The sequence below is a fragment of the Pseudomonas sp. GOM7 genome (genome assembly GCF_026723825.1).
Lineage (GTDB): Bacteria > Pseudomonadota > Gammaproteobacteria > Pseudomonadales > Pseudomonadaceae > Aquipseudomonas.
In genome coordinates this window covers 944,119-970,719 of record NZ_CP113519.1, presented here as the reverse complement: position 1 = coordinate 970,719, position 26,601 = coordinate 944,119, and the positions used below count along the sequence as shown (strand labels likewise).

The 26,601-nt window shown below is 61.3% G+C and carries 26 protein-coding genes and 1 pseudogene; 19 read left to right on the top strand and 8 right to left on the bottom strand.

Annotated features, from left to right (window positions below):
* Positions 1 to 203: 203 nt before the first annotated feature.
* From OU800_RS04385 to OU800_RS04355, 8 genes and pseudogenes are all read left to right on the top strand, one after another.
* A complete protein-coding gene (locus OU800_RS04385; RefSeq protein ID WP_268181481.1) occupies positions 204 to 1,559 on the top strand; it encodes a nucleobase:cation symporter-2 family protein in 1,356 nt (451 codons plus the stop codon).
* A gap of 141 nt (positions 1,560 to 1,700) precedes the next feature.
* Positions 1,701 to 2,825 (top strand): annotated as a pseudogene (locus tag OU800_RS24180) (HAMP domain-containing protein); the annotation flags it as partial.
* A 39-nt stretch (positions 2,826 to 2,864) separates the two neighbouring features.
* Complete coding sequence (locus OU800_RS24175; protein WP_442964760.1) at positions 2,865 to 3,728, top strand: methyl-accepting chemotaxis protein; 864 nt, start codon at positions 2,865 to 2,867, stop codon at positions 3,726 to 3,728.
* Positions 3,729 to 3,863: 135 nt separating this feature from the next.
* Positions 3,864 to 4,529: a TetR/AcrR family transcriptional regulator gene (locus OU800_RS04375; RefSeq protein ID WP_268181479.1), complete on the top strand. Its 666-nt coding sequence runs from the start codon at positions 3,864 to 3,866 to the stop codon at positions 4,527 to 4,529.
* Positions 4,530 to 4,583: 54 nt separating this feature from the next.
* The gene (locus OU800_RS04370) at positions 4,584 to 6,464 is read left to right on the top strand and encodes a PhoX family protein (protein ID WP_268181477.1); all 1,881 of its coding nucleotides are present in this window, start codon (positions 4,584 to 4,586) and stop codon (positions 6,462 to 6,464) included.
* Between the two features lie 71 nt (positions 6,465 to 6,535).
* Positions 6,536 to 7,123 carry an IMPACT family protein gene (locus OU800_RS04365; RefSeq protein ID WP_268181476.1) on the top strand — a complete coding sequence of 196 codons (588 nt, stop codon included), beginning with the start codon at positions 6,536 to 6,538 and terminating at the stop codon, positions 7,121 to 7,123.
* A gap of 53 nt (positions 7,124 to 7,176) precedes the next feature.
* Entirely contained in the window at positions 7,177 to 7,860 is a 684-nt protein-coding gene (locus tag OU800_RS04360; protein WP_268181475.1) for an SDR family oxidoreductase, read from the top strand.
* A 188-nt stretch (positions 7,861 to 8,048) separates the two neighbouring features.
* A complete protein-coding gene (locus OU800_RS04355; RefSeq protein ID WP_268181474.1) occupies positions 8,049 to 8,609 on the top strand; it encodes an MFS transporter permease in 561 nt (186 codons plus the stop codon).
* Positions 8,610 to 9,300: 691 nt separating this feature from the next.
* Here the strand turns inward: OU800_RS04355 and OU800_RS04345 are convergent.
* The 5 genes from OU800_RS04345 to OU800_RS04325 form a co-directional block, all read right to left on the bottom strand.
* A complete protein-coding gene (locus OU800_RS04345; protein WP_268181472.1) occupies positions 9,301 to 9,522 on the bottom strand; it encodes a hypothetical protein in 222 nt (73 codons plus the stop codon).
* A gap of 145 nt (positions 9,523 to 9,667) precedes the next feature.
* Positions 9,668 to 10,081 carry a hypothetical protein gene (locus tag OU800_RS04340; protein WP_268181471.1) on the bottom strand — a complete coding sequence of 138 codons (414 nt, stop codon included), beginning with the start codon at positions 10,079 to 10,081 and terminating at the stop codon, positions 9,668 to 9,670.
* Positions 10,082 to 10,177: 96 nt separating this feature from the next.
* Positions 10,178 to 10,555 (bottom strand): hypothetical protein, encoded by a 378-nt coding sequence (locus tag OU800_RS04335; RefSeq protein ID WP_268181469.1) that lies wholly within the window; start codon positions 10,553 to 10,555, stop codon positions 10,178 to 10,180.
* Between the two features lie 72 nt (positions 10,556 to 10,627).
* Positions 10,628 to 11,116 carry a hypothetical protein gene (locus OU800_RS04330; protein ID WP_268181468.1) on the bottom strand — a complete coding sequence of 163 codons (489 nt, stop codon included), beginning with the start codon at positions 11,114 to 11,116 and terminating at the stop codon, positions 10,628 to 10,630.
* Positions 11,117 to 11,190: 74 nt separating this feature from the next.
* On the bottom strand, positions 11,191 to 11,631 hold the full coding sequence (locus OU800_RS04325; RefSeq protein WP_268181467.1) for a hypothetical protein: 441 nt from the start codon (positions 11,629 to 11,631) through the stop codon (positions 11,191 to 11,193).
* A 145-nt stretch (positions 11,632 to 11,776) separates the two neighbouring features.
* Between OU800_RS04325 and OU800_RS04320 the strand changes: the two genes are divergently transcribed.
* Complete coding sequence (locus OU800_RS04320) at positions 11,777 to 12,820, top strand: IS110 family transposase (RefSeq protein WP_268181466.1); 1,044 nt, start codon at positions 11,777 to 11,779, stop codon at positions 12,818 to 12,820.
* 275 nt (positions 12,821 to 13,095) lie between these two features.
* Here the strand turns inward: OU800_RS04320 and OU800_RS04315 are convergent, their stop codons facing one another.
* Positions 13,096 to 13,545, bottom strand: a complete 450-nt coding sequence (locus tag OU800_RS04315) for a hypothetical protein (RefSeq protein ID WP_268181465.1) — start codon at positions 13,543 to 13,545, stop codon at positions 13,096 to 13,098.
* 500 nt (positions 13,546 to 14,045) lie between these two features.
* On the opposite strand from OU800_RS04315, the gene OU800_RS04310 reads away from it, so the two are divergent.
* The 10 genes from OU800_RS04310 to OU800_RS04265 all read left to right on the top strand — a co-directional run bounded on the left by OU800_RS04310 (position 14,046) and on the right by OU800_RS04265 (position 25,803).
* Entirely contained in the window at positions 14,046 to 15,593 is a 1,548-nt protein-coding gene (locus OU800_RS04310; protein ID WP_268181463.1) for an ABC transporter ATP-binding protein, read from the top strand.
* Between the two features lie 11 nt (positions 15,594 to 15,604).
* Positions 15,605 to 16,708: an ABC transporter permease gene (locus OU800_RS04305; RefSeq protein WP_268181461.1), complete on the top strand. Its 1,104-nt coding sequence runs from the start codon at positions 15,605 to 15,607 to the stop codon at positions 16,706 to 16,708.
* A gap of 196 nt (positions 16,709 to 16,904) precedes the next feature.
* Positions 16,905 to 17,831, top strand: coding sequence for an ABC transporter permease (locus OU800_RS04300; RefSeq protein ID WP_268181459.1), 927 nt, complete (start codon positions 16,905 to 16,907; stop codon positions 17,829 to 17,831).
* A gap of 191 nt (positions 17,832 to 18,022) precedes the next feature.
* On the top strand, positions 18,023 to 19,378 hold the full coding sequence (locus OU800_RS04295; protein WP_268181458.1) for an 8-oxoguanine deaminase: 1,356 nt from the start codon (positions 18,023 to 18,025) through the stop codon (positions 19,376 to 19,378).
* A 255-nt stretch (positions 19,379 to 19,633) separates the two neighbouring features.
* Positions 19,634 to 20,716 (top strand): BMP family ABC transporter substrate-binding protein, encoded by a 1,083-nt coding sequence (locus OU800_RS04290; protein WP_268181457.1) that lies wholly within the window; start codon positions 19,634 to 19,636, stop codon positions 20,714 to 20,716.
* 65 nt (positions 20,717 to 20,781) lie between these two features.
* Positions 20,782 to 21,741, top strand: a complete 960-nt coding sequence (locus OU800_RS04285) for a 2-oxoglutarate and iron-dependent oxygenase domain-containing protein (RefSeq protein ID WP_268181455.1) — start codon at positions 20,782 to 20,784, stop codon at positions 21,739 to 21,741.
* 182 nt (positions 21,742 to 21,923) lie between these two features.
* A complete protein-coding gene (locus OU800_RS04280) occupies positions 21,924 to 22,871 on the top strand; it encodes an adenosine deaminase (protein ID WP_268181453.1) in 948 nt (315 codons plus the stop codon).
* 111 nt (positions 22,872 to 22,982) lie between these two features.
* On the top strand, positions 22,983 to 23,732 hold the full coding sequence (locus tag OU800_RS04275; protein WP_268181451.1) for a substrate-binding periplasmic protein: 750 nt from the start codon (positions 22,983 to 22,985) through the stop codon (positions 23,730 to 23,732).
* Positions 23,729 to 25,048 carry a diguanylate cyclase domain-containing protein gene (locus OU800_RS04270; RefSeq protein WP_268181449.1) on the top strand — a complete coding sequence of 440 codons (1,320 nt, stop codon included), beginning with the start codon at positions 23,729 to 23,731 and terminating at the stop codon, positions 25,046 to 25,048. Before OU800_RS04275 ends, OU800_RS04270 begins: the two co-directional genes overlap by 4 nt.
* Before the next feature lie 14 nt (positions 25,049 to 25,062).
* Positions 25,063 to 25,803: an ABC transporter substrate-binding protein gene (locus tag OU800_RS04265; protein ID WP_268181447.1), complete on the top strand. Its 741-nt coding sequence runs from the start codon at positions 25,063 to 25,065 to the stop codon at positions 25,801 to 25,803.
* Here OU800_RS04265 and OU800_RS04260 read toward each other — a convergent pair.
* Complete coding sequence (locus OU800_RS04260) at positions 25,797 to 26,330, bottom strand: cytochrome b/b6 domain-containing protein (RefSeq protein WP_268181446.1); 534 nt, start codon at positions 26,328 to 26,330, stop codon at positions 25,797 to 25,799. The genes OU800_RS04265 and OU800_RS04260 overlap by 7 nt on opposite strands.
* Positions 26,330 to 26,596 carry a PepSY domain-containing protein gene (locus tag OU800_RS04255; protein WP_268181445.1) on the bottom strand — a complete coding sequence of 89 codons (267 nt, stop codon included), beginning with the start codon at positions 26,594 to 26,596 and terminating at the stop codon, positions 26,330 to 26,332. The genes OU800_RS04260 and OU800_RS04255 overlap by 1 nt, the downstream gene beginning before the upstream one ends.
* Positions 26,597 to 26,601 lie beyond the last annotated feature (5 nt).

Here is a 26,601-nt window from a genome sequence, read left to right as displayed (position 1 = left end):
GGTGCATGATTCACGACGACAGGCCTTAGCGCACAAAAAAGCCCCAGGATCGTATCCAAAGAACGACGGGATATTGCGCACAGTTTTCTCTAACAACCTGATCGACTGGACAGCTTCTTGCATCCGGGCGAGCAGCTTGCTGCCAGGTGCGCCTCCTTGAACCGCACCATCAGCCCCACCCGACCCAGCCGCGAGAACGCGCCATGCCCCAGGAACACCCCGCTCACTCCGACCTGATCTACGCCCTGGACGACCGGCCTGCGCCGCTGCCGGCCTTCTTTGCCGCGCTGCAACATGTGCTGGCCTGTTTCGTCGGCATCGTCACGCCCACCTTGATCATCGGCAGTGTGCTGGGCCTGCACGAACAACTGCCCTACCTGATCAGCATGGGCTTGATGGTCTCCGGTGTCGGCACCCTGATCCAGGCGCGCCGCCCCTTCGGCATCGGCGCCGGGATGATCTGCGTGCAGGGCACCAGCTTCGCCTTCCTCAGTGCGGTGCTGGCCGCCGGGATGATGGTCAAGGCGCGCGGTGGCAGCGCCGATGACATCCTGGCGATGGTCTTCGGCGTGTGCTTCTTCGGTGCCTTCATCGAGATGGTGCTGAGCCGTTTCATCGGCCGCCTGCAACGCATCGTCACGCCGCTGGTGACGGGCATCGTCATCACCATCATCGGTATCAGCCTGATCGAAGTGGGCATCACCGACCTCGGCGGCGGCGCCAATGCCGAGAATTTCGGTGCGCCGATCAACCTGGCCCTGGGCGCGCTGGTGCTGGTTTGCATCATCGTGCTCAACCGCCTGAGCAACCCCTGGCTGCGCCTGTCGGCCATCATCATCGGCCTGTTGCTGGGTTCGCTGCTCGCCTGGCTGTGCGGTGTGCTGGTACCGCAGCCACTGCCCGAGCTGCCGCTGATCAGCCTGCCAGTCCCCTTTCGTTACGGCTTCGCCTTCGACTGGATGGCCTTCGTCCCGGTGGCCTTGATCTATCTGATCACCGCCATCGAAACCACCGGCGACCTCACCGCCAACTGCATGATCTCGCGCCAGCCGATCAAGGGCCCGCAATACCTCGAACGCATCAAGGGCGGGGTGTTCGGCGATGGCGTCAGCTCGCTGATCGCCGCCGTGTTCAACACCTTTCCCAACACCACCTTCAGCCAGAACAACGGTGTGATCCAGCTCTCCGGCGTGGCCAGCCGGCATGTCGGCTACTACATCGGCGCGCTGCTGATCGTGCTCGGGCTGTTCCCCGTGCTCGGTGCGGTGCTGCAGCAGATTCCCAAGCCGGTGCTGGGTGGCGCCACCCTGGTGATGTTCGGCACGGTGGCCGCCGCCGGCATCCGCATCCTCGCCCAGGCCCCGCTGGATCGCCGCAGCCTGTTGATCATGGCCACCAGCTTCGGCATCGGCCTGGGCATCTCCAGTCAGCCAGAGCTGCTACGGCAGATGCCGACGCTGGTACAGACCGTGTTCGGTTCGGCCATCACCAGCGGCGGCCTCACCGCCATCCTGATGAATCTGCTGCTGCCTCTGGAGCCTGACGAACGCGCAGAATGAGGCGAATGATGGCGAGCGACTCCGTCAAATCAACGTCGCCGAGTTCATGACGGCAAGCTTTTTGCTGGCAATGGGCCAGAGTGTTGCGGGAGTAACACTCATCACCACCCACAGGGCCCCAGCTCCCTTCCAGGGGCCGTCATGACTTATCAAGGTTGCCAAGGGGCCACGATGTTTTTCTTCAATCCGGTTCTGGCGTTGATGAACCGCGCCCGCTACGCCCATAAATTCCTGCTCATCTTCACGCTCTTCATGCTGCCCTACTGCTGGCTGTCGATCAGCAAGCTGATGGATGTCGGCCAGGATCTCGACGCCTCACGCAACGAGCTGCAAGGCCTGCTCACCCTCGAACACTACCTGCCGGTTTACCGCCAGGCGCTGGAGATGGCTGGCATGCAGGTGATCGGCTACGCCCGTAACAAGGACGATGCCAAACAGCTCATCGAGCAGACGACGCAGGCCTACCAACAGCAGCGCCAGGCTCTCGATGCCCACCTGCAGGGCGGCCCGTTCGCTGACTTTGTCCTGGGCGATGGCGCCCAGGGCACCGAGCCCAGTAGCAAGGTATCCACCCAGGGTCTGAGCTCGCAGATGATCGAGCACAGCCGCTTCATCGCTCCGCTGATCGCCAACATGCGCGAGATTGCCGCCGTCTCGCGCCTGAGCCAGGACAGCGACCCGCGTGTGTACCGCAACGTCGACCTGCTGCTCAACGAGTGGCTGCCCCTGTATGACGTGATGGCGCGCACCCGCATCTATGCCAGCTACATGACCGCCTACGGCTTTCTCGAGTCGTCGACGCGGCCAACCATCACCAACCAGCTCGACACCCTCTCGCGCTACGTCGACCTGGCCCAGGGCAAGGGCAACGCAGAGGCACGCCAGTTGATGAGCGAGGCCGCCAAGGCAGCGGCCGAACGCTACAAGCGCGAGATCGTCGACACCTACACGCAAAGCGGCTACTTCGACCAGAAATCGGTCGAGCAGTGGCAGCAGCGCTACGCGGCCTACGCACCACAGTTCGCCAGCCTCGACCAGGCCAGCCAGGCGCTGCTCACGGAAACCCGCACGCTGCTGCAGACCCGTGCCGATGCCAACCAGCACGCCCTGATGCTCTGGTCAGCCAGCCTGGCACTGGTGATCGCCCTGTTGCTGTACCTGTTCGTCGGCTTCTACCTGTCGGTGCGCGGCGCCATCCGCGACCTGACCAGCGCTACCCGGCGCATGGCCGAGGGCGACCTGCGCCAGCCAGTGATCACCGCCGCCCGCGATGAGCTGGGCGACCTGGCCAAGGACTTCAACGACATGCAGACCCGCATGCAGCAGCTCATCGCCGAGGTGGTGCGCTTCTCCGAAAGCACGCTGGGCAAGGCCCAGAGCGTGGCCGACAGCGCCTCCACCAGCCAGCGCAGCGTCAAGCGCCAGGCCAGCGAACTGGAACTGATCGCCACCTCGATGAGCGAACTGGTGAGCAACGTTCAGGAGGTCAGCCAGAACTCCCACGTTACCGCCGACAAGGCCAACGGCGCCGGTGAGAAATGCCGCGAGGGCCGCGTACAGGTGGATCAGGCGGTGACGCGGATCAACCAGTTGTTCACCGAGATGGACAACTCCATCGCCGCCATCACCTCGGTGGAAAAGGAAAGCCAGGAGATCGTCAAGGCCGTCGACCTGATCAAGAGCGTGGCCGAACAGACCAACCTGCTGGCCCTCAACGCCGCCATCGAGGCCGCGCGAGCCGGCGAGCAGGGCCGCGGCTTCGCCGTGGTGGCCGACGAGGTGCGCAGCCTGGCGATTCGCTCGCACGAGCTGACCGGCGAGATCGACCAGACCATCGAGCGCCTGCGCCAGCAGGTCGACAACGCGGTGAAGACCATCCGCAACAGCCACCAGAGCGCGGCGCAGAGCGTCGAGCAGGTAACCCTGACGGCCAGCACCTTTGAGGCCATCACCGGCAGCATGGATCAGATCATCGACCACAACATCCAGATCGCCTCGGCCGCCGAGCAGCAGGCCGCCGTGGTGCAAGGCGTCGAGCAGAACACCCTGGAGATCAAGAGCCTGAGCGAGAGCAACGCCCACGAGGCACAAAGCACGGTGCACGTCAGCGGCGAGCTGAGCGGCATGACCCGCGACCTGCACGGGTTGCTCGCCTCGTTCAGGGTCTGACCCGCGCCAAGGCACCCGCGCCCATTGCTTGCCGCGCGGGCGCTGGCAGCCGTTTTCCTGCAGCAAGGCTTGTCACCCAGGCGGGGCTGGGGTATCAGTGCAATCGCTCCGCCCCCAGATCAGTTCGGAATCGCCATGACCCTTGAAGTCCATGCTCACACCGCCCACGACAAACCCGCTGGGCGCATTCGCCAGAAAAACGAAGAGGCCATCATCAAGGCCGCCGAAGAGGAGTTCGCCCGTCACGGCTTCAAGGGCACCAGCATGAACACCATCGCGCAGAACGTCGGCCTGCCCAAGGCCAACCTGCACTACTACTTCACCAACAAGCTGGGGCTGTACCTGGCAGTGCTGAGCAACATCCTCGAACTCTGGGACAGCACCTTCAATCACCTCACCGTCGACGACGACCCGGCCGAGGCGCTGGAACGCTATATCCGCGCCAAGATGGAGTTCTCCCGGCGCCAGCCGAAGGCCTCGCGCATCTTCGCCATGGAAGTGATCAGCGGTGGCGAGTGCCTGTCGCAATACTTCAATCAAAGCTACCTGGAGTGGTTCCGTGGCCGCGCTGCAGTGTTCGAGGCCTGGATCGCCGCCGGCAAGATGGATCCGGTCGACCCGATGCACCTGATCTTCCTGCTGTGGAGCAGCACCCAGCATTACGCCGACTTCGCCTCGCAGATCTGCCGCATCAAGCAGTGCTCGCGCCTGACCAAGCAGGACTTCGAGGAGGCCGCCGAACAACTGGTGCAGATCATCCTCAAGGGCTGCGGCCTGACACCCGCAAACAAAGCTTCATAGACTCGTCACATTCGCCCACTAGGCTGCCCTCCACCTGTGGAGGAGAGTTGCCTGATGGACAATAACGAACTGACTGACCTGCAGCGCCTGGTACTGAGCCGGCGCCGCTTCATCGGCACCGGCGCCCTGGCCGGTGCCGCCCTGTTCCTGGCCGGCAGCCCGCTGGGCCGCACGGCTCTGGCCAATGCCATCAGCACTCAAGCGCTGCTCGGCTTCGACAACATCGCGGCGACCACCGCCGACACCATCACCCTGCCGCCGGGCTACCGCTTCGACGTGCTGATTAGCTGGGGCCAGCCGCTGCATGCCGACTCCACGCCCTATCGCGGCGATGGCAGCCACACCGCCAAGGAGCAGCTCGGCCAGTTCGGCGAGAACAACGACGGCATGAGCTTCTTCCCCTGGCCGGGCGACGCCAACCGCGCGCTCATGGCGATCAACAACGAATACTGCAACTACCAGTACCTGCTGCAGCACGGCAAGCCGCCGCAGTCCCTGGCAGACGTGCGCAAGGCACAGGCCGCGGTGGGCGTCACCGTCATCGAAGTCAAGCGCGATGCAGACGGTGCCTGGCAGTTCGTCCAGGGCTCGCCGTACAACCGTCGCATCCATGCCAACCTGCCCATGGAAATCAGCGGCCCGGCGCGTGGCCATGCGCTGATGAAGACTGCGGCCGACCCTGCCGGCACCGAAGTGCTCGGCACCTTCCAGAACTGCTCCAGCGGCATGACCCCCTGGGGCACCTACCTGACCTGCGAAGAGAACTTCACCGACTGCTTCGGCAGCACCGACGCCAAGCTGGCCCTGAGCCCCGCACTCAAGCGCTACAGCGCCAGCCTCGAAGGCGCCAGCGACAACCGCTGGCACCTGTTTGATGAGCGCTTCGACTTCTCCCGTCATCCCAACGAGATCAACCGCCACGGCTGGATCACCGAGATCGACCCGTTCGACCCGGACTCCAAGCCGATCAAGCGCACCGCACTGGGCCGCTTCAAGCACGAGAACGCCGCCCTCACCGAGACCCGCGACGGTCGCGTGGTGGTGTACATGGGCGACGACGAGCGCGGCGAGTTCATCTACAAGTTCATCAGCCGTGATCGCCTCGACAAGAGCAATCCCAAGGCCAACCGCCACCTACTCGACCACGGTGACCTGTACGTCGCCCACCTCGGCGGCGATGCCCAGCAGCCGCGCGGCGAAGGCCGCTGGATCAAGCTGCGCTTCGGCCAGAACGGCCTGACGCCGGAGAACGGCTTCAGCGACCAGGGCGACGTGCTGATCCGCGCCCGCGCCGCCGGCACTCAGGTTGGCGCCACGCGCATGGATCGCCCGGAATGGATCGCCGTCAGCCCGCAGGACGGCCAGGTCTATTGCACCCTGACCAACAACGTCAAACGCGGTAACGAAGACCAGCCGGTGGACGGCGCCAACCCGCGCGCCAACAACCTCTACGGGCAGATCCTGCGCTGGCGTGAAGCCGGTGACGACGCCGCTGCCGAGCGCTTCACCTGGGATCTATTCGTGGTTGCCGGCAACCCGGTGGTGCACCCCGGCACGCCCAATGCCGGCTCGGCCAACGTCAACGCCGACAACATGTTCAACAGCCCCGACGGCCTCGGCTTCGACAAGGATGGCCGCCTGTGGGTGCTCACCGACGGCAACTACAGCAACAGCGGCGACTTCGCCGGCATGGGCAACAACCAGATGCTCTGCGCCGACCCGGTCAGCGGCGAAATCCGCCGCTTCCTGGTCGGCCCGCGCGGCTGCGAGATCACCGGCCTGGCCTTCGCCCCGGATCAACGCACCATGTTCGTCGGTGTGCAGCATCCGGGTGAAGACGGCAAGTCCAGCTTCCCGGATCACCGCGACGGCATGCGCCCCCGCTCCTCGGTGGTGATGATCCGCCGCGACGACGGTGGCGTGATCGGCGCCTGACATCGCTCGGCATCAATCAACGCCCGCCAGGCTTATACTGGCGGGCGTTTTCATTTGCAGACCCGGTTGTCATGCCCAGTACCCTGCTCGGCCCTTGCGAGTACCGCGAGGAAATCCGCAAGAGCCGCTTCCTCGCCCTCGCCGCCCCGGTCGCCAGCGCCGCCGACGCTCAGGCCTTTATCGAGCGCCACAGCGACCTGGCCGCCTCGCACAACTGCTGGGCGTGGAAGGTGGGCAACCAATACCGCTTCAACGACGACGGCGAACCCGGCGGCACCGCTGGCCGGCCCATCCTCGCCGCCATAGAAGGGCAGGGTTGCGACCAGGTGGTGGTACTGGTGATCCGCTGGTACGGCGGCATCCAGCTCGGCACCGGCGGCCTGGCCCGCGCCTACGGCGGCAGCGCAGCCAAATGCCTGCAGGCCGGCGAGCGGCGCGAACTGATCGTGCGCCAGACCTTCACCTGCCATTTGCAGTTCGCCGAACTGCCGCTGTTCAAGGCACGCCTGAACGACTTCGACAGCCTGATCGAACACGAAGACTACGACACCACCGGCGCCCGCCTGCACCTGGCCGTGGCCCCGACCGAGCGCGAAGGGCTGGAGCGGCTGCTGGGTGATATCAGCCGTGGTCGGGAGAGCCTGAGCGCAGCTAAGTGACAGGTTGAGTGCGCTATGCTGACTCGTCTTTCTCACCCGTCATGGAGCCTGATATGACTGCCTCTCGATCCATCCTGATCATTGGAGTCTCACGCGGCCTCGGCCTTGGCCTGGCCAGTGAATTCACCGCCCAGGGCTGGGCCGTGACCGCCACCGTGCGCAGCGCGGCGCAACAAGCCCCCCTGCAAGAGCTCGGCGTGCGCGTGGAACTGCTGGAAATGACCGAGCCGGCCAGCCTGGAGCAACTGGCTGGTCGCCTCGACGGGCAACGCTTCGACGTCATCTTCGTCAACGCCGGAGTGGCCGGCCCGGCGCACCACAGCACCGCCCAGGCCACCGCAGAAGAAATGGGCCAACTGTTCCTGACCAACGCCGTCGCCCCGCTGCGCGTGGCCGAGCGCCTGCTGCCGAACCTGACCACCGAGCAGGGGCTGATCGTATTCATGAGCTCGATCCTCGGCAGCATCGAAACCGGCGCCGGCATGGGTATGCCGCTGTACGGTGCCAGCAAGGCCGCACTCAACCACCTGGCGCAGTGCTTCGTGCGCGGCCAGGACAACCCCAAGCTCGGCGTGCTGCTGATGCACCCAGGCTGGGTACGCACCGACATGGGCGGCGACAACGCCCCGCTGGATATCGACAGCAGTTGCAAAGGCATGGTCGAACAGGTCAGCGCAGCCGTCGGCCAACCTGGCTTGCGCTACCTGGACTACCAGGGCAATCCGCTACCCTGGTAAGCGCCAGACGGGCGGCGCCCCTGAACGATGGCTCCCACGCTCCAGCGTGGGAGCCATACCACGACGCTACCGGGCCAGATATGCTCGCCCGCGTACACAGCCAGAGCGCCTCGATATTCATATACTTTTGCCCGCTACAAACACTCGCCGGACGCGAGCCTACCCAACCGTTAATCGGAGCCAGGTCAATGGACAACCTGTATCAGCCCCCCAAAGCCGAACTGCTGGACGAACAATCCTCCTCTCGTAACGCCTTCTTCGTCACCTCAGAGAACAAACTCTACCTGCTGAATTTCGCCACCTTCGGCCTGTACCCCCTCTACTGGTTCTACAAGCAGTGGGACAGCCAACGCACTGCAATGCTGCCGAAAAAGATCATGCCGGCGGTACGCTCGTTCTTTCAGATCTTCTTCACCCATTCGCTATGCAGTCGGATCAGCGAGCACAAGCAGCGTCAGGGTCTGGGATCATGGGATTATTCAGGCATCGCCTGGCTCTATATCGTGCTTATGGTAGTTAGCAATGGCCTGTCTCGTATCGAGCTCGAGAACGGTTCTCTGAATCTGCTACTGCTGATCGGCTGCATCGTGGCCCCGGCGATACCCCTGGCACAAATCCAGCGACACGCCAACCAAGCCAGCGGCGATGACAACGGCCAGAGCAATGCCCGCATCAGCGGCCTCAATCTGCTGTTCATCATCCCTGCCGCAGCGCTCTGGATGCTCGCACTGGTTGGTTCCTATCTCTGAAGCCCGAACGCAAACGCTGCAGTTGCAGGATGGGTTGAGCACAGCGAAGCCCATCGTGACTCGAGATCAGGCATCTTTACGCCCAATCCCGGCCACCCGCTAGCAATGGTCGATAAGCTTCGCGCTATCCACCCTTCGCTCGAAGTCAGGATGATGTGCCTGTAGGGTGGATGACGTTTTTTCATCCACCATTTTTGTCTGGTTGTCCGGGCACTAGGCTTTGTACGAAAAGTGCCTGCGCTCGGTGATGCTGCGTTGAAATCGCTCTCAGAATGCTCATTTACAACGCGTAAACTGCGCTTCTTCGAGCAATTTCGCCTTGCCTGACCTTCGCTCGACGACTTTTCGTACAGAGCCTAGCTAAAGGCCAAGGCAACCACCCACAGAACCCTCCAAAATCTCTACGAGCTCGGGATCCATGTATTTGTACTCGTCTGGGATTTCCAGCACATGAATAGGCTTGTGATCTAGAAGACGAGTAAACTCCGCAACTAACCTGTCCTTATGCTTCTGCTCCATGACAATAATTACATCAGCCCAGCGAATGTCCGCTGAACCTACTGTTTTTCGAGCATTTGGGCTTGTACCCGCAGATCGAACACTGATACCTGGGTGTTTACGCCAGACCGTTTCAGCTGTGGGGCTTCGCCACTGATTACGGCTACAGATAAATAGCACATTTTTCATGGTTCTATTTATCTTCCAAAGGCTGCTCGTCGCCCAGAATCTGATTCAATGTCTTTATCGGATAGTCTATTCCTAGCTGCTTTGCTCGCATAAGTTTTTCCGACCGAATACACATCAGCTTCCAGCCCTTCTCAGGCTTTTCTTTGGAGTCTTGAAAACCACCGCATCTTTTAGACTTCATTTTGGTTTTAAAACGCCTCCAGGCTCGATCTCTTTCTTTATTCATGTTCTTCCTCACTCCATTATCGGATTCAGCAGCCGCGATAACACGGAGAGGAATTCACTACAATTTTCGTGCGCCCCTTAACGCTTGGTTAAGGGGCGGGCTTTAGCCAGTCCCAGTGAGCGAAGCGAACGGTTTGAACCAATTGCTATATTTCAGTGTTGAATTTACCGAGATAGACAAGTGATTCGGTGCTTTCAGGTTCCCTTAGCTGTTTTTCATTTGATGTGGTTCTGAGGTCGCCATATATGGAATCAGTGCCAACTATTATGTAGTGACTGTAATTTTCAGAAGATTTTTTGTTTAGAGTATATTGTTCATCTTTGCTTTTAATAAGGCTACTAATATAGGCTAAGTCGGTTGCCAGCTCAACAAAATCGGAATCCATATAAAACCCCAATTCCTGTTTAAGTCGCCAGGTAGGATTTCTCTCCTCCCAAGCATCGTAATCACTATCGCTTGCGTCAGTTGAGGGCTCGGACTCCCACTGCTCAAATGCAAATTCTTGAGCTTCTGCTTCATTCTTAAATTTTCCGGCAAATAGATAGAATGAATAGAACATGGATTTTGACTCTGAAATATAACGTTTGGTTAAGGGGCCGGCTTTAGCCGGTCCCGAGTGAGCGAAGCGAACGGCTTGAACCAGTGGTTAGAGAGCTCATGCACGTGAGCGCCGGATGGCCATGACTACCCCCACCACACCAGCAATAGAATGAGCTACGAGTTGAGTCGCGCCAACCAGCCAGGAAATTGGTTCGGATTGAGCATAGGCAACAGTCACTAAGATTAGAACGGCTCCTAGACCATGATGATAAGGGAGCTGTTTTGCTAGACGTGATGCCATGTATCCGACTAAAAACGGCATAGCTATAAAATACACTGCATATAAAGGAATGGTGCCTTCTAGGTAGGTATTGGTGCTCCCGAGTGCTGACAGTGCAAACAGAGTCAATTGAATAAATATTACTGGCGATATCACGCCGACTAGGAATGCTAGAGCTAGAGCCCTTACGTCGATCAGCTTGATTATCTGCACAAACTTCACCTTTGGAAGGCTCTCTAAAGTTTGGTTAAGGGGGCGAACGAAGTGAGCGATTTGAACCACTAGTTAGAGGCACGACACGCCGGCCTCTACAGTCTTGGTGTGAAATTCAAAGCCGTTTTCGTCAAGCGCATTAAAAATTTCCAAGCTACCACCGCCTGTGAAATGAATTAGTAAGCGCGTCCAAATTTCTATTTCGTTGCCGCCTACTGTCATCTCTCCTTGTGCTAAAGAAACTGACTCAACTGTACGTCCAATAGCAGCGTCAAGATGGATATTTCCGCTATCTATCCAGCGCACTTTGCTCCCGCAAAGTGAAAAAGGCAGAAGGCGACCGGCCTCTATAGTGAGCTCATCAAATTTTTGCCATGAGATAGAGAGCTCACCTGAACCAACTGCTAAAAATACTGGAAGGTCATTCCACTCGCTCCAAGCGGCGGTTTCCTCACACCAGATTTGCGCTAACACATAGCCTACAATTGCTTTGCCAATCAGCTCGGAAAATTGGTGATGAACTAAGTCTATTTTTTCTCTAAGGCTGGCGAAATATTTCATGTGCTTCTAACGTTTGGTTAAGGGGCGGGCTTTAGCCCGCCCCAGTGAGCGCAGCGAACGATTTGAACCAGTTGTTATACGATGCTCTCGCTGACACTTAAAATCACCTGATCTTGAGAGCCTTCATGCGTCAGGATAGCAGGCTTACGCAATGTGCTTGATAGCCACTTCATGAAGCTTGTTAGTGTTATATATTCCGCCAAACCTTTGATTTCCCTTGGTGAGATATCAAGTTCAATTTCCGTTTCCATGAAAAAGTGGCAGTTAACTTGAATACTGTTATCGAGCCATATGCACAAAATCGTTGGGTTGGTTTGCTGTAGTTCTTTTATTTCATAAAAGTTTTCGGGTAGCGCGCGGTCAAAACTGCCATGCATGAATTTCAACTGAAAGTGCTCATGCTTGAGTTTTTTGATGAGATTACTCCAGGCGTCAATGCAAATGCCCAGCACATAGATATCTCTTAATGATCCATCTACTTGGAACTCTTCTTTGACTTCAAGCCAGTCTTTCATGTTGGTTTCGTATAACGTTTGGTTAAGGGGCCGGCTTTAGCCGATCCCGAACGAGCGAAGCGAGTGACTTGAATGCTGTAATGGATTCCCCCACGCCACAGTTCTATACCTGAGGGCTGTTATAGCTGAAATTGGGAGAGCCGTTATGAAGCGCATCGCTGTTGATCTGGCCAAGTCCGTTTACCAAGTTGCCGAGAGTGTCCGTTACGGCCAGGTGGTGCAGCGCAAGCGGCTGAACCGGGAGGCGTTCAGGCGATATATACAGGAGCAGGCCGAGCCGGTCGAGTGGGTGATGGAAGCCTGCGGCACAGCGCATTACTGGGGACGGTTGGCGCAATCGCTGGGACATCAGGTCCGGCTGCTGCATCCGCGTTACGTGCGGCCCTATCGTCGGCGCAACAAGACCGACCGCAACGACTGCGATGCCATGCTGGAAGCCGCGCGCTGCACCGATATTCATCCCGTGCCGGTAAAAAGTCACGATCAACAACAGCTCCAGCAATTGCACGGACTGCGGGAAACCTGGAAGAAGAGCCGCACCCAGCGTATCAACCTGCTGCGCGGCATGCTGCGTGAAGCGGGTATCGAAGCGCCGGCCTCGACCGCCGACTTCATCCGAGCTGCCAGTGAGCTGGTTGAGCAACCTGAACTCGCGCCCCTGAGCCGTCTGCTGCATATCGTCCTGGCCGAGATCAACCTGTACGAACAGTGCATGGCCGAATGCGAACAGCAACTCAAGCGCTGGCATGCTGACGATGCCATCGTGCGCAAACTGGATGAGGTCAGTGGCATTGGCCTGCTCACCGCCAGCGCCCTGACCGCCGCTGTCGGTAAGCCCGAACGGTTTGCCAATGGTCGCCAGCTCAGCGCCTGGCTGGGTATGACACCGCGCGAGTTCAGCACCGGCAATAGCCGCAAGCTCGACCATATCAGCCTACAGGGCAATGTCTATGTACGCACCTTATTGATCCACGGCTCACGTGCAGCCTTGCTCGCCGCGCAACGCTGCCAGGCCCGCACGCCGGAAAAGCTGACGCAGTTGCAGCGCTGGGCCGTCGAGACGGCAGCCCGTATCGGTCACAACAAAGCAGCAGTGGCCCTGGCCAATAAGCTGGTGCGGATCTGCTGGGCGGTGTGGTGCCATGAGCGGCGGTTCAGTGGCAATTGGCAGAGCGTAAAGCCCGCCTGACGGTGGGGGTAATCAGAAAGGTGTGATGGTTTTCTTGTGGTTGTGGTGAATAGCGAAACTGTCGGAACAGGCGAGTCCTGCAGCGGAACAAGGCCGATAACAATGATGATCCTGGTGATCGATTGAACGCTTGGCCCCCGCTGCGCGAGCTACAGAATGGCCAGGGCGCAAGAGCCCACAACAGGCCGGATATACGAATGCAACCGCGCTGACGACAGGATCGAAAAGCTATTGCTCACTACTTGTGTGGGGAATCCATATAAGTTGTTAGAGGCCTACCCAAAGAATTCATGTTCAATTTTAAGTGATGAGCCAGATACTCTTAAAATAAACGCTTTGACTACTTTTGTACTGTCACCTGTTTTTTTGTAGTTCGCCTTGAAGATAAATAGTGAATTTTCATCATCACCATTCTGCAGTACTTCAATGTCGCAAAGGTATGCCCAAACATGCCTAGGCTCGCTGCTAGATGAGCAGGGTCGATAATATTCGGACGGATTAGACCAATACTTATCATGTATAGATCGTTTTTGATCAAGAAATGAACTTAACTCATCGAAACTGTAATCTTCACGCTCCATGATTGCAGATTCTTTTTTCTCAACCTCAAGCATCTCATCAAAGTAACTGTGTATGACTGAATATACCGCCATTTCAATTTTATTATATATTTCTGGGAGGTTTTCGATTCGATGAATAAGATTTAAAGCGTCACGAATTTCCATGAAAGCCTCTAACAGTGATTAGATGGAAGGCGCTACTAATCCAATAGTAGAGCCTTCCATCTAACTCCGCACCATCCCGTTTCGCCTGCTGCCAAAAACCTTTCCCAATCATAGTCTTACCGCTATGTCCCGGCAGACCAGTGTATTCGCTTGACCTCCTCTTTTTGCTCCAGCATTACGGCCCCGTAAGAGCCCTGTGCGCCGCCACCGGCATTCGGCTGCGATTCGCTGCAGCCAGCAAACAGGGAACTCCGGATTGCATACGGGCTACGGGTCGCGGCTAAAGCCGCTCCTACAGGCAAGTACTTGCCTTTGTGGGAGGGGCTTTAGCCTCGAACGCGCGAATGCGGTGCGTTGGGCACTGTGCACGGAGAAGCGCGCACCAAGGACGGGCACGGAAATAGGCTCGACCACGGGCAAGCGTCCAGACAATGGATTTTCTGACCCCATGGCCAGGTTTTTGCTTTAGCCCCGCTCAGTTCTTTCCATGAGCATTCTCCATGTCCGCCTCACCCGACTCCCCACGCTTGCAGCTTACTGCCATCAGCAAGCAGTACCCCGGATGCCTGGCCAACGACCGTATTGACCTGGCCATCGCCCCCGGTGAGATCCGTGCCCTGCTCGGCGAGAACGGTGCCGGCAAGAGCACGCTGATGAAGATCATCTATGGCGTCACTCAGCCCAGCAGCGGCGAGATTAGCTGGCAGGGCGAGCCGCTGGTGATGCGCGACCCGGCCATGGCGCGGCGTCTGGGCATCGGTATGGTGTTCCAGCATTTCTCGCTGTTCGAGACGCTGACCGTCGCCGAGAACATCGCCCTGGCCATGGGCGCTAACGCCGGAACGCCGAAGCAGATTGAGCCGAAGATCCGTGAGGTGTCGCAGCGCTACGGCATGGCGCTGGAGCCGACCCGGTTGGTGCACAGCCTGTCCATCGGCGAGCGCCAGCGGGTGGAGATCGTGCGTTGCCTGATGCAGGACATCAAACTGCTGATCCTCGACGAGCCCACCTCGGTGCTCACCCCGCAGGAGGCCGACGAGCTGTTCGTCACCCTGCGCCGCCTGGCCGATGAGGGCTGCAGCATCCTCTTTATCAGCCACAAGCTGGGCGAGGTGCGCGCGCTGTGCCAGAGCGCCACGGTGCTACGCGGCGGGCGGGTTTCCGGCCATTGCGTGCCAGCCGAGTGCAGCGATCTGGAGCTGGCGCGGCTGATGGTTGGCGACGCCGAGGGGCTGGAAAGCAGTTACCCGAAAGTCAGCGGCGGCCTGCCACGGCTGCGTGTGGATGATCTGAGTTGGCACAACCCCGACCCGTTCGGCTGCTCGCTGGAGCGCATTCGCCTGGAGGTGCGCAGCGGCGAGATCGTCGGCATCGCCGGGGTGGCCGGCAATGGTCAGGACGAACTGCTCGCGCTGCTCAGCGGCGAAACCCGCCTGCCCCGTGGCGATCGCGAGCGGGTCAGCCTGGATGCCGCGCCGGTGGCCAACCTGTACCCAGATGCGCGGCGCGGACTGGGCCTGGCTTTCGTGCCCGCCGAGCGCCTCGGCCATGGTGCGGTGCCGGAGATGAGCCTGGTGGACAACGCCCTGCTCACTGCCTTCGGCCAGGGCCTGGTCAAGGGCGGCCTGGTGCAGCGCGGCAAGGTGCGTGCGCTGGCCGAGCAGATCATCCAGCGCTTCGCGGTGAAAACGCCGGATGCCGACACCGCTGCACGCAGCCTGTCCGGCGGCAATCTGCAGAAGTTCATCCTGGGGCGGGAAATCCTGCAAAACCCGAAACTGCTGGTGGCCGCGCACCCGACCTGGGGCGTGGACGTCGGCGCCGCTGCCGCCATCCACCGCGCGCTGATCGCCCTGCGCGATGCCGGCGCGGCGATCCTGGTGATCTCCGAAGACCTCGACGAGCTGTTCCAGATCAGCGACCGCATCGGCGCGCTGTGCAGCGGGCGCCTGTCGCCGCTGAGCGAGACGGCGCAGGTGTCCACCGTGGAAGTCGGCCGCTGGATGGCCGGTGAATTCGATCAACCCGCCGCCGCTGCGGCCTGCTGACGGAGCCCGTCATGCTGCTATCTCTGGAACCGCGCGGCCAGGAGTCGCGCCCCATGCTCTGGCTGTCGCCACTGCTCGCCGCCGTGCTGACCCTGGTGAGCGGCATTCTGCTGTTCACCCTGCTCGGCCATGACCCGCTGGAAACCCTGCACACCCTGCTCATCGCCCCGGTCAGCGACTGGTATGGCGTGTCCGAACTGCTGGTCAAGGCGCTGCCGATCCTGCTCTGCGCCCTGGGCCTGGCGGTGGCCTACCAGGCGCGCATCTGGAACATCGGCGCCGAGGGCCAGTTGCTGATCGGCGCTCTGGCCGGCAGTGCCATGGCCCTGCAACTGATCGACTGGGAAAGCCGCTGGGCGCTGGCCTGGGTGGTGCTGGCCGGCACCTGCGCGGGCGCGGCCTGGGCCGGGCTCACCGCCTGGCTGCGCACGCAGTTCAACGCCAACGAAATCCTCACCAGCATCATGCTCAACTACATCGCGCTGAACCTGCTGCTGTTCTTCGTGCATGGCCCGCTGAAGGACCCGGCCGGCTTCAACTTCCCCGAATCGGCCATGTTCGGCGATGCCAGCCGCCTGCCGCTGGTCAGCGAGGACGGGCGCCTGCACGGCGGCCTATACCTGGCGCTGCTGGCCCTGGTGGCGGTATGGGTGCTGCTGCACAAGAGCTTTCTCGGCTTCCAGATCAAGGTGCTCGGCCTGGACAAACGCGCGGCTGGCTTCGTCGGCTTTCGCGAAAAACGCCTGGTGTGGTTCGCCCTGCTGGTCAGCGGCGCGCTTGCTGGGCTGGCAGGCGTCGGCGAAGTGGCCGGGCCGATTGGCCAACTGGTGCCGCAGGTGTCGCCCGGTTACGGCTATGCAGCGATCACCGTGGCCTTTCTCGGCCGCCTCAACCCGCTCGGCATCGTCGCTGCCAGCCTGCTGATGGCGCTGCTCTACTTGGGCGGCGAAAACGCACAGATGAACCTCAATCTGCCGCAGACGATCACCCAACTGTTCCAGGGAATGATGCTGTTCTACCTGCTGGCCTGTGATGTGCTGATCCTCTATCGGCCACGCTTTGCGTGGGGCTTCAAGCTGCCAGCCACGAGCCGCAAGCAGGAGTCCGCCGCATGAGGGCACCTCTAAAAACTACCTGCGTTGTCATCGCGGCGTTAAAAACAGGCTCAAAATGCTCATTTACAACTCGTAAACTCCGCTTTTTCGCCTGTTTTCACCTTGCGCTGACTGCCTCGCTTACGTTTTTAGAGGCGCCCATGAGCCATTGCCACTTTTCCTTTACTTGCCGCTTGCAGCCTGAGGCTTGACGCTCATGGATCTCGACCTGTTGACCAATATCTTCTACGCCATGGCGCGTACCGGCACGCCGCTGCTACTGGTGGCCCTGGGCGAGCTGGTGTGCGAGAAGAGCGGCGTGCTCAACCTCGGCCAGGAAGGCATGATGCTGTTCGGTGCGGTGATCGGTTTTATCGTCGCCTTCAGCACCGGCAGCCTGTGGCTGGGCGTGCTGCTGGCGGTTGCCGCCGGCATGCTGCTGTCGTTGCTGTTCGCCGCCGTGGCGCTGGGCTTCAACGCCAACCAGGTGGCCACCGGCCTGGCCCTGACCATCTTCGGCGTCGGCCTGTCCACCTTCGTCGGCGCCGCCTGGGTCGGCAAGCCGTTGTCCGGCTTCGAGCCCATCGTCATTCCGCTGCTGTCCGATATCCCGCTGATCGGGCGCATGCTGTTCGCCCAGGACGTGCTGATCTACCTGTCCTTCGCCCTGTTCGCCCTGGTGGCCTGGGTGCTGCTGAAAAGCCGTATAGGCCTGATCATCCAGGCCGTTGGCGAGAACCCGGACGCCGCCAGCGCCATGGGCCTGCCGGTATTGCGCGTGCGCACCCTGGCGGTGTTGTTCGGCGGCGCCATGGCCGGCCTGGCGGGTGGCTATCTGTCGCTGGCCTACACGCCGATGTGGGCGGAGAACATGACCGCCGGGCGCGGCTGGATCGCCCTGGCGCTGGTGGTGTTCGCCAGTTGGCGCGTATTCCGCGTTCTGCTCGGCGCCTACCTGTTCGGCCTAGCCAGCATCCTCCATCTGGTGGCGCAAGGCATTGGCCTGTCGATCCCGTCGAACCTGCTGGCCATGCTGCCGTATGTGGCCACCATCCTGGTGCTGGTGCTGCTCTCGCGCGATGCGCTCAAGACCCGCTTGTATGCGCCGGTATCGCTGGGCCAGCCTTGGCAGCCGGGGCATTGAGTTAAGCGGCAAGCTTCAAGCGGCAAGAAGAGCCTGAGCGCTGGACGGACGCAGCCCAGCCGCTAGACTGCTTGTAGCTTGTAGCTTGTAGCTTGTAGCTTGTAGCTTGTAGCTGGCGCCTCGCGCGCCCCCTGGATCAGCAGACAGGGTCAACACTGAGCTGGCTCGACTCAACCACTGAGGAGCCACTCATGGCTGCTACCCGTATCTGGATCAAGAACCCCCTCGCCGTTTTCACCGCCAACGATCAAGACGCCTGCGGCGGCCTGGTGATCGAGGATGGCCGCATCAGCGAGCTGCTCGGCGCCGGCCAGCAACCCGCACAGCCCTGTCAGCAGGTATTCGATGCCCGCGAGCATGTGCTGCTGCCAGGCCTGATCAACACCCACCACCATTTCTACCAGACCCTCACCCGCGCCTGGGCGCCGGTGGTCAACCAGCCGCTGTTTCCCTGGTTGAAGACGCTCTATCCGGTCTGGGCACGCCTCACGCCCGAGAAACTGGCCCTGGCCAGCAAGGTGGCACTGGCCGAACTGCTGCTGTCCGGCTGCAGCACCGCCGCCGATCACCACTATCTGTTTCCCGGCGGCCTGGAGAACGCCATCGACGTGCAGGTGGAAGCCGTGCGCGAGCTGGGCATGCGCGCCATGCTCAGCCGTGGCTCGATGAGCCTGGGCGAGGCAGACGGCGGCCTGCCGCCGCAACATACGGTGCAGAGCGGCGAGGCGATCCTGGCTGACAGTCAGCGCCTGATCGGTCAGTACCACCAGCGCGGCGAGGGAGCACAGATCCAGATTGCCCTGGCGCCCTGCTCGCCCTTCTCGGTTACGCGCGAAATCATGCGCGCCAGCGCCGAGCTGGCCGAGCAACTGGACGTGCGTCTGCACACCCATCTGGCCGAAACCCTCGACGAAGAAGACTACTGCCTGCGCCAGTTCGGCCTGCGCACCGTGGATTATCTGGAAAGCGTCGGCTGGCTCGGCCCACGCACCTGGCTGGCCCATGGCATTCACTTCAACCCCGAGGAAATCACCCGCCTTGGCGCTGCGGGGACTGGCGTCTGCCATTGCCCCAGCTCGAACATGCGCCTGGCTTCGGGCATCTGCCCCAGTGTCGAGCTGGAAGCTGCCGGTACGCCGCTGGGCCTGGGCGTCGACGGCTCGGCCTCCAACGACGCCTCGAACCTGATCCTCGAAGCCCGCCAGGCCCTGTATATCCAGCGCCTGCGCTACGGCGCCGAGCAGATCACCCCGCAACGCGTGCTTGGCTGGGCCACACGCGGTTCGGCGCGACTCTTGGGGCGTAGCGATATCGGCGAGCTGGCCGTCGGCAAGCAGGCCGACCTGGCGCTGTTCAAGCTCGACGAGCTGCGTTTTTCCGGTAGCCACGACCCGCTCGCCGCCCTGCTGCTGTGCGGTGCTGATCGTGCCGACCGCATGATGATCGGCGGCACCTGGCGCGTCATCGACGGGCAGATCGAGGGGCTGGATGTGGCACAACTGATCGCCGATCACCGGCAGGCGGCGAGGCAGTTGGTGAATGCCTGATCCTGAGCCGTAGGGTGCGCCATGCGCACCGAGAAACTGCCGGTGCGCACAGCGCACCCTACGGGCGAAACACCACATGTCGCACCACAACGCAGCAGCTACAACCGCTCCGCACCAAGAGCGTTCCATCCCGCACAAGCGCATCTGCGTGAAATGGGTTCGCCACGGCTATCTGTCCTGTTGGTCAGTTTTTTGCAGTCATGGGATCTGCCAACCAACAGCTATCCCAAATACAAGACTGGAGTTCCACCGATCATGTTCGAGAAGAGCAAGAAACCGCTGCTGCGTACCCTCGTCGCCGCCCTGGGCTTCGGCGCCATGCTCAGCGCCTCCGCCGCCGATCCACTGAAAGTCGGCTTCGTCTATATCGGCCCCATCGGCGACCACGGCTGGACTTACCAGCACGAGCAGGGCCGGCAGATGTTGATGAAGGAACTGGGCGACAAGGTCAGCACCAGCTTCGTCGAGAACGTGCCGGAAGGCGCCGATGCCGAGCGGGTGATCCGCAACATGGCCAAGGGCGGTTTCGATCTGATCTTCACCACCTCCTTCGGCTACATGAACCCGACCATCAAGGTGGCCAAGCAATTCCCCAAGGTGACCTTCGAGCACGCCACCGGCTACAAGCAGGCCAAGAACGTCGGCACCTATCTGTCGCGCTCTTATGAGGGGCGCTACGTAGGTGGCTTCCTTGCGGCGAAGATGACCAAGACCAAGAAGGTCGGCTATATCGCCTCTTTCCCGATCCCCGAGGTGATCCGCGACATCAATGCCATCCAGCTCGCCTTGGACAAATACAACCCGGGCACCGAGATCAAGGTGGTGTGGGTCAACACCTGGTTCGACCCGGGCAAGGAATCCGACGCTGCCAACGCGCTGATCGACCAGGGCGTGGACGTGATGTTCCAGCACACCGACAGCCCGGCGCCGATCCAGACCGCCGAGCGCCGAGGCGTCTACGCCGTCGGCTATGCCTCGGACATGGCCCACTTCGGGCCCAAGGCCGTGCTCACCTCCATCGTCAATGACTGGGGCCCGCACTACATCAAGTCCACCCAGGCGGTGATCGACGGCACCTGGAAATCCGAAGATTTCTGGGGTGGCCTGGCCGAGGACACCCTCTCACTGCCGATCAGCGATCTGGTGCCAGCCGACGTGAAGCGCGAGGCCGAGCAGATCATCGCCGACATTCGCAGCGGCAAGCTCCACCCCTTCACCGGCCCGATCAAGGATCAGAGCGGCACCGTGCGTATCGCCGAAGGCGTGAGCGCGACCAATGCCGAGCTGGCCGCGATGAACTACTACGTGGAGAACGTGAAGGCCGAAATGCCCAAGTAATTGGCTGGCGGGTTGCACCCGCCACCTGGCAACCACCGATGCCGTCCCTGCATTGCAGAGCTTTTATGAACAGCCTACCCATCATCGACATCGCCCCTCTCTACGCTGACGACACTTCGGTCTGGCCCGCTGTGGCCGAGCAGATCGACCGCGCCTGCCGCGACTGGGGCTTCTTCTATATCGTCGGCCACCCCATTGGCAGCGAGCGCATCGACGCCCTGCTCGATGCGGCGAAGCGCTTCTTCGCCCTGCCCGCCGAGGAAAAACTCAAAATCGATATCACCCAGACCGCCCACCATCGCGGCTATGGGGCGATTGCCACCGAGCAACTCGACCCGAGCAAGCCGAGCGATCTCAAGGAAACCTTCGACATGGGTTTCCACATGCCGGCCGATCATCCCAAGGTGCTGGCTGGCAAACCGCTGCGCGGGCCGAACCGTCATCCAGACATGCCCGGCTGGGCCGAGCTTATGGAAACGCACTACGGCGACATGCAGGAGTTAGCCAAGACCCTGTTGCGCGCCATGGCCATGGCGCTGGACATCGAGCACGACTTCTTCGACGCGCGCTTTCATGAGCCAATCAGCGTGCTGCGCCTGATCCACTACCCACCGCGCCACACCGCCACCAGCAGCGATCAGCAAGGCGCTGGCGCGCACACCGATTACGGCTGCATCACCCTGCTCCACCAAGACGATGCCGGCGGCCTGCAGGTGCGCGCGCGTAACGGCGAATGGATCGACGCGCCGCCGATTGCCGGCAGTTTCGTGGTCAATATCGGCGACATGATGGCGCGCTGGAGCAACGACCGTTACACCTCGACACCGCACCGGGTGATCAGCCCACTGGGGATGGATCGCTACTCCATGCCCTTCTTCGCCGAGCCGCATCCCGACACGCTGATCGACTGCCTGCCGAACTGCTCCAGCGTGGACAACCCGCCCAAGTATCAACCGGTGACCAGCGCCGAATACCTGCTGTCGAGGTTCGCCGACACCTATGCCTATCGGCGTGAGGAGGCATAGGGCTGATTGCGTCGTAGGGTGGATGACGCTTTTTTCATCCACCGCTCGTGCAGCCGGAACGAACGTTGTGGTGGACATGAAAAGCGATGTCCACCCTACGCAGCGGGCCAGGTGGCGCAGCACGATCCTGTCCCAAGGGTTAAACTTTGCCGATTACCAAGCCTGACAACGAGAACCCGACCATGCCCGAATGGCTCAACGCCCTGCCCAAGGCCGAACTGCACCTGCATCTGGAAGGCTCGCTGGAGCCCGAGCTGCTGTTCGCCCTGGCCGAACGCAACCAGATCGCCCTGCCCTGGGCCGATGTCGAAACCCTGCGCGCCGCCTATGCCTTCAACAATCTGCAGGAATTTCTCGACCTGTATTACGCCGGCGCCAACGTGCTGCGCACCGAGCAAGACTTCTACGACCTGACCTGGGCCTATCTGCAACGCTGCAAGGCGCAGAACGTGATCCACGTCGAACCCTTCTTCGACCCGCAAACCCACACCGACCGTGGCATTCCCTTCGAGGTGGTGCTGCGCGGCATCCAGCAGGCGCTGCGCGACGGCGAGCAGCAACTGGGCATCAGCCACGGCCTGATCCTCAGCTTCCTGCGCCATCTGCCCGAGGAGGAAGCATTCAAGACCCTGGAGCAGGCCATGCCGTTTCGCGATGCCTTCATCGGCGTCGGCCTCGACAGTTCGGAGAAGGGCTTCCCGCCACGGCTGTTCGAGCGGGTGTTCGCCAAGGCGCGCAGCGAAGGCCTGCATGCCGTGGCGCACGCCGGTGAAGAAGGCCCGCCCGAGTACATCTGGGAAGCGCTGGATCTGCTCAAGATCAAGCGTATCGACCACGGCGTACGCGCCATCGAAGACGAGCGGTTGATGCAGCGCATCATCGACGAGCAGATTCCGCTGACCGTCTGCCCGTTGTCCAACGTCAAGCTGTGCGTGTTCGAGCACATGGGCCAGCACAACATTCTCAAGATGCTCGAGCGCGGCGTGAAGGTGACGGTGAACTCGGATGACCCGGCCTACTTCGGCGGCTATGTCGGCGAAAACTTCGCCGCCCTGCACGAACACCTGGGCATGACCGAGGCACAAGCCAAACGCCTGGCGCAGAACAGCCTGGACGCGCGCCTGGCCTGAGTGCCTGACGAGCCGCCCTCACGCTGGTCGGCTCGCTGATTACAGGCCAGGCAGGTAATGGCACAATAGTGGCATGCTTTTCAAGCGCTACCGTACCCTCAGAGCAGCTCCATGTCCTCTCGTGCCTATCGCCACTTCATCGCCTGGCTCTGCCTGCTCGTGCCCTGGCTCGCCCACGCCGGGGAATCGATCCGTGTCGTCACGGAGGAACTACCGCCCTACAGCATGACCATCAACGGCAAGCCGAGCGGCCTGGCCACCGACGTGGTGCAGGCCTTGCTCGACGAGGTTGGCGAGCAGAGCAACATCCAGGTCATGCCCTGGGCACGCGCCTATGACATCGCGCTCAACGGCCGTAACGTGCTGATCTATTCGATTGCCCGCACGCCAGAGCGTGAGGCGCTGTTCAACTGGGTAGGCCCCATCGCCCCTGGTCACTGGTTTCTCTACAGCTCCCAGGCGAACCTGCACCTGGATAGCCTCGAGCAAGCGCGTCAGTATCAGATCGCCACGGTCAAGGACGATGTCGGCGAGCGCTACCTGCTCAGTCAGGGCTTCGAGATCGGCAGGAACCTGCAGTCGAGCAACCGTTACGAGCTCAACTACGAAAAACTGCGCAGGGGCCGTGTCCATCTGTGGATCATCAACAAGATCAATGCCGACTACATCCTGCGCCAGCAGCGCCAGCCCCCTGAGCATCCGCTCTACCCCGTGCTTGACCTGGGCAATCTCGATGGCGCCGAGCTGAGCCTGGCGTTCAGCCGCAACACCTCCGCCGCCACCCTCGCGCGCTTCCGTCAGGGTCTGCAGGCCCTGAAGGAGAAGGGTCAGCTAGAGGCCATCTACGCGAGATGGCAATGAACGACGCCCCCCTGCAGCTAGGCCAGCAGTCACTCGGCCGGCGCCTGGTCACGGTCACCTTGCTGTTCTGCGTCCTGTTCATCCTGCTCAGCACCTCATTGCGCACCTACCTGGCCTGGAACGGCAACTTGCAGAACATGCGCAACGAGCTGCAACTGATCGATCAGGTATTTCGCGCCACCCTGTCCAAGGCCATCTGGGAAATGGACGAGGACACCCTGCATACCCAGCTCGACAGCGTATCGCAGGCAGGCGCGGTAGGCCTGATCGAGCTGCGCATCCTGCGTGAAGGGCGTGAGCCGCAGGTGATCCGCCATCAGGCAGCGGATTATCAAGAAACCTCACGCGCCCCCGAGCTGTATGAAAAGCTCAGCTACGCCCCCTACCCTGGTGGCAAGGAGAATATCGGCGAGCTGCGCCTGGTGGGCAATGAAGCCCTGCTCTGGCAAGAACTGGTCGGTGACGTCGCCTCCATTCTCCTGGCGCAGGTGCTGCAGAGCCTGATGATCGCGGGTTTGATCATGCTGCTGTTCAATCGCTCGGTCACGGTGCATGTGCGCCAGATCGCCCGCCACCTCAGCCAGTTGTCACCGACCACGCTGGAAAGGCGCCTGCATCTGCAACGTGCCGCCAGCCGTGACGACGAACTCAGCCTGCTGGAGAGCGGCATCAACAGGCTGCAAGAGAAACTGCGCACCTACCTGGAGCGTCAGGATCGTGCCGAGCAGGCCCTCGCCGCGCACCGCGACCGTCTGGCCGAACTGGTGGAGGAACGTACCGCAGAGCTGCGCGCCGCCAATGAGCGCCTGCACGCGCTCAACCGCAGCGACCCGCTCACCGGCCTGGCCAACCGGCGCCATTTCGACGAAACCAAGCAGCTCGAAATGCGCCGAGCACGCGGGCAGGACCTGCCCTTGTCAGTGCTGATGTGCGATGTCGACCACTTCAAGAATTACAACGACAGCTACGGCCATGCTGCTGGCGATCAGTGCCTGAGCCAGATCGCCGTGCTGCTGAGGGGGCTGTTCAACCGCAGCGGCGAACTGGTCACCCGTCTCGGTGGCGAGGAATTCGCCGTTCTCCTGCCCGGGCTCGATGGCCAGCAGGCTGAGCTATGCGCCCAGCGCCTGCATGCCGGGCTGGAGGAGTTGGCCATCGCCCACGGCACATCCGCAACGGCTACGCATGTGACGCTGAGCATCGGTATCGCCCAACTGGAAGCCGAGCCAGACGATTTCGAGGCGCTGATGCAGCGCGCCGATGAAGCCCTGTACCGTGCCAAGCGCCTGGGGCGTAACCGTACCGTGCGTTTCTGACTGACGAGGCCAGCATGTTCCTGACCCACTTCGCCTGGTTGACCGCCCTGCTGCTGGCACCTGCCCTGGCATCTGCCGATACGATCAGGGCCGTCACCGAAGACAGCCTGTACGCCTTCGTGCAGGACGACAGGGTCGCAGGCCCTGCCACCGCCGTGGTCGAGGCCACGTTGCACGAGGCCGGACTGGACTATCAACTGGCGCTCTACCCCTGGGCACGCGCCTATGACCTGGCTCTGCAGCAGCCCAACGTGCTGATCTACCTGATCGCCCGCACGCCAGAGCGTGAAAGCTCGTTCAAGTGGGCCGCCAAGGTGCTCGACTACGATGCCTACCTGTACAAGCTCAAGGCCCGTGAGGACGTACAGGTGCAAGAGCTGGACGACGCCAGGCGCTACCTGATCGGCGTGGTGCGCGACGACATGCGCCAGCAGTACCTGCAGAACCGAGGCTTCACCAAGCTTTCGGTAGCCGCAAGAAACAATGACAACATGCGCCGCCTGTTCAACCGGCAGATCGAACTGCTGCCCCTGACCGAGGGCGATGCCAGACGGCTGAGCCGCGAGGCTGGCCACGATGCCAGCGAACTGCAGCGCACCGCACGCCTCGCTGAACTGTCCAGCGGGCTGTACCTGGCTTACAGCACCAGCACCGAGGACGCCATAGTCGAGCGCACCGAGGCCGCCTTCGAGCGCCTGCGCCTCAATGGCGAGATAGCGCGCTTGATGGGTGCGGTGCGCGAACGAGCTCAGTGATCCAGCGGGCGACGCTTACCGGTGATCATCGACAATGGCAGGTTCTCGCGCAGGCGGTAACTCTCGAACAGCGCCGCGGCGATATGCAGCCCAACCAGTGCCATCAGGGCATTGGCGAAGAATTCGTGAATATCCTGTGGCAGGTCGGCGCCCCAGAAGTAGTCCACCTCCTCCATCAGGAAACCGGTCACGCCCAGCCCCAGCATCAGCGCCATCATCAGGATCATCACCAGCGCGCCCAGCGGCGAGTGGCCGAGACGATGGTAAGGATTGCCGGCAAACAACGCGCGCACATGCGCACGCAGGCGTGCCGGAGTCGGCCAGAAGTCAGCCCAACGCGCCGCCGGCGCACCGACAAAGCCCCACACCAGGCGAATCGCCAGCCAGGCCACGGCGTAATAGCCGAACCAGCGATGCCAGTTCTCGCCCTCCTCGGTAAAGAAGTAGTTGGCCAGGAAAGCGCCGGCCAGAGACCAGTGGAACAAGCGCACCACTGGATCCCACACGCGCAAGGTCGAGCTGCTCATCAGCCTTCCACGTTGCTCTTGACCGGCTTGCCGCTGACCGGGTCGAAGTAGATCTCGACCTTCTTGCCATCCTTGTCGAAGCCGTAGATCTCGTAGCAGTTGCCCTTGGTGACCTTGAACTTGTTGATCTTGTAACCCTGGGCCTTGAGGTCGGCCTGGAACTTGTCCTGATCCTGCCACTGGGCCTTGTCGGCGGTGGTGCATTCGGTGGCGGCGAAGGTCAGCGGGCTGGCCAGAGCCAGGGACAGCAGAAGCAGTTTGCGCATGATGA